Genomic DNA, 3,350 nt, shown 5'->3' with positions numbered 1-3,350 from the left:
CGGCCGCCGGGCTGGGCATCGCGTGCCTGCCTGCGGACATCGTCGCCCCGGCCCTGGCGGACGGCCGGCTGGTGCGGCTCCTGCCGGGCTGGCATGCCGGGACGATCACGACCACGATCCTAATGCCGCCGCGGCGCAGCCAGTTGCCGAGCGTGCGGGCGGTGGTCGAGTTCCTGTGCCAGCCGGGCTGAACGACCGGACGGACGATGCTGCGGAAGATGCTGTGTGCCGGAGTTGCGTGACGCCGAGGAGGCGGACCTGGCGGCGATCATAGCCCTGCTCGCCGACGACGAGCTGGGTCGGAACCGGGAGGCGGACGTACCGGATGCCTATCTGCGGGCGTTTCGGGCGATGGCATGCCAGGAGGGCAACCGGATGGTCGTGGCGGTGGCGGGCGGTGAGGTGGTCGGCTGCATGCAGGTGACAATCATCCACGGCCTGAGCCGGCAGGGGGCCAGCCGCGCGCAGGTCGAGGCGGTGCGGGTCAGGCGCGACCGGCGGCGGCAGGACATCGGCCAGACGATGCTCGCCCATGCCGTGGCGATGGCCAGGACGGCCAGCTGTCGGCTGGTGCAGCTCACCACCGACCGGCGACGCGACGAGGCGCGCCGCTTCTACGAGCGGCTGGGATTCGTCGCCAGCCACCATGGCATGAAGCTGGAGCTGACTTCCTAGACGTGCTCAGGCCGCCGGCGCGGCCTGCGCCCCCGGCTGGTACTGGCGGTGGGCCAGGTCGATGCCGACCTCGTCGAACCGGGCGAGCAGGCGGCGGTTCAGCTCGCGGCCGACCGCCCATTGCTGCAGCGGCCGGGTGCGGATGCTGCCCTTGAGCACGATGCCGTCCGGGTTGACCTCGTCCACGCCCCAGACGTCCAGCGGCAGGAGGATCAGGGGTGCGAAGACCGGGTCGCGCAGGAGCACGTTGCCGACCTCGCGCATGGTGTCGATCGCCTTCTGCGTGTCGGCGTGGTGGTCGATCATCACCGTCACCGTGTAGACGCCGAAGTCGCGCGAACGGTTCTTGACTGCCTTGATGCTGGAGAACGGGATCGAGTGCAGCGCGCCGTCGCCGTCGCGGATGCGCACGGTGCGGATGGTCAGCGCCTCGACCGTGCCGGCGCGGTCGCCGGTGTCGATCACGTCGCCGATCGAGATCGTGTCCTCCAGCAGGATGAACAGGCCGGTGATCACGTCCTGAACGAGCTGCTGCGAACCGAAGCCGATGGCGAGGCCGACCACGCCGGCACCGGCCAAGAGCGGGGCCACGTTCAGGCCGAGATTGGCCAGCACCACGATGACGGTGAGCACGGACAGGGTCACGAACACGAAGTTGCGCAGCAGCGGCAGGAGGGTCTTGACCCGGTTCGACATCGGCCGCGGCCGGCCCAGATGGTCGGTCGGCACCAGCGCGCCCGCAATCCAGCTGTCGATGAAGATCCAGGCCAGCCAGGCGGTGATCAGGGCAAAGCCGATGCCGGAGAGCGAACTCACGATCGTGCGCCCCGGCTCGCGCTGCAGCCAGGCGAGGAGGTCGAAGCCCCACAGCCGGAACGCGACCAGCACCACCAGCACCACCAGCACCACCTGGCCGATCACTGCCAGGAGCCCGATCATCCGGGCGGCGACGGCACCCCTGGTTGTGACCCGGCGCTGCTGCATGCGCTCTTCGGCGATCCGCGCGCGCTTGCGCAGCCAGGCCGCGAGCATCGTGCCGACGATCACCAGCGCCAGCGAGAAGGAGACCTGCAGGATGAAGCTCTGGCTGCGCGTGCCGAGCAGCCGGGCGATCACGTTGAGCGCCAGGAAGGTGATCGCGATCAGGTGCCAGCGGCGGGCCAGCCCGACCAGTGCCGCCTCCATCGAGCCGACATCGATGCCTCTGGCCAGCCGGCCGCGGATCAGCAGGGCGCGGATCGTCGCCTTGTGCCGTAGCACGAACATCAGGGCGGCGAGGTTGTAGAGCAGGTCGAACAGCAAGGAGACGATGTCGGCGGTCGCCAGACCGATGGAGCTGCGCAGGTTCGGGTCACGCAGCACGGCGCTGAACACAGCGAGGCCTACCAGCCAGGAGATCCAGACGCCCATGCGCTTTTGCGCATAGCCCACCAGCCGCCAGCCGCGGGCCGGTGCCGCGAACACCAGGAAGTGGTGGAAGACTTGGCGGGCGAGCATGCCCCACCACAAGGGCGAGGCGAGGAGCAGGAAGATCAGCCGGCCGCGCGGGCTCATGCCGGAGGCGACCGGCCAGATGAGCAGGACCGCGGCGGCGACGATGAGCGGCAGGATGCCGAACAGGGCGCGGGTCAGGACCTCCCGTGCCAGCCTGGCGCCCTGGCTGCGCTGGGTGACGATCGTGCGGCGCTGCACCGCGGGCACCTTGGCCACCAGGAACAGGATGCCGAAACCCAGCACCCAGCCGCCGATCGACGAGATCAGGAAATAGTCGAGCGCGTCGCGGAAGCCCGGGTCGCTGATGCGCGCGTGGACCTGTTCCCCGGCCAGATGAAACCGCTCAATGATCGAGCCGCCGCCCAGCGCCAGGCGTGGCAGCTCGTGGCCGACATCGCTGGCCCAGTCGCTGAGCGCGCCCACCAGGCCGTGCTCGGTCAGGATCGCTTCCGACGGGGCGGGCTCTGCCGGCTGTGCCGGCTCGGCGGCCGGGGCTGGCGCCGGCTCGGCGACCGCAGGCAGCGGCGCCTGTGCCGTGCCGGCCTCGGCGGGCGCGCCGTTCCCGGCCGGGCCTGCCTGGTCCGGGCTGGCCGGGGCCGGCGCCTCCCCCGCCGCCTGGCCGTTGCCCGGCGACGGCGGTGCCTCGAGCTGGGCACGCAGAGTCTCCAGATCGGCGATGACCGCCTGACGGCCAGCATTATTCTTCAGGAGCTGTAGCGCCCGGTCGATGGTGGCGAGATCGCCCGCGCGGTCGGTCGCTTGTGCCGGTGCCGGCGGCTGGGCCGGCTGGCCTGGCGCGTTCTGTGCGGTGACAGGGGAAGTCTGGGCAGCCAGGAGGACGAGCAGCAAGGCGAACGCGCGAAGCAGCATGAGCCGGGACGATCCTATGCCGGTGACCGGCGCGCCCGGGAACGCCCTGCCCCCGGACCTGCGCCACTGGCCGGGCCCTGCCTGGCTGGCAGGTCCGGCGCCCCGATCAGGTAGCGGGCAGGTGCCGACAGGACCAGGGCGATCCGGCGGCATGAGGAAATGGTCAGGATACCGGAATGCGCCTGGGTGCCGGTCCCGCTCAGCCTTCTTGTTCGGTGGCGGATGCGCGGCGCGGGCGGATCACTTCGGCGGAGCGGGTCGGGCGGCGGGCGCGCAGCTGGCTGCGCAGCGTTTCCAGCTCGGCTTCCTTG

3 protein-coding genes are annotated in these 3,350 nt (G+C 71.0%); 2 read left to right on the top strand and 1 reads right to left on the bottom strand.

Annotation, left to right across the window (positions count from 1 at the left end):
- Together EQG76_RS08720 and EQG76_RS08715 are read left to right on the top strand one after the other, a co-directional pair.
- On the top strand, positions 1 to 191 hold a 191-nt coding region (locus tag EQG76_RS08720; protein WP_235031266.1), incomplete at its 5' end, for a LysR substrate-binding domain-containing protein.
- A 34-nt stretch (positions 192 to 225) separates the two neighbouring features.
- A complete protein-coding gene (locus tag EQG76_RS08715) occupies positions 226 to 675 on the top strand; it encodes a GNAT family N-acetyltransferase (RefSeq protein WP_159712506.1) in 450 nt (149 codons plus the stop codon).
- Positions 676 to 681: 6 nt separating this feature from the next.
- Here the strand turns inward: EQG76_RS08715 and EQG76_RS08710 are convergent, their stop codons facing one another.
- A complete protein-coding gene (locus EQG76_RS08710; RefSeq protein WP_159712504.1) occupies positions 682 to 3,039 on the bottom strand; it encodes a mechanosensitive ion channel domain-containing protein in 2,358 nt (785 codons plus the stop codon).
- Between the last annotated feature and the right edge of the window lie 311 nt (positions 3,040 to 3,350).

It is taken from the genome of Geminicoccus flavidas, assembly GCF_009806515.1.
In the GTDB taxonomy this organism is placed as follows: Bacteria; Pseudomonadota; Alphaproteobacteria; order Geminicoccales; family Geminicoccaceae; genus Geminicoccus; species Geminicoccus flavidus.
Note: the sequence above shows the minus strand (reverse complement) of the source record. Positions and strands in the feature narration are given on the sequence as shown.

Bases quoted from the DNA above. Each gene is read 5' to 3' on its own strand.
- EQG76_RS08710 (WP_159712504.1), bottom strand. From the start codon at position 3,039: ATGCTGCTTCGCGCGTTCGCCTTGCTGCTCGTCCTCCTGGCTGCCCAG.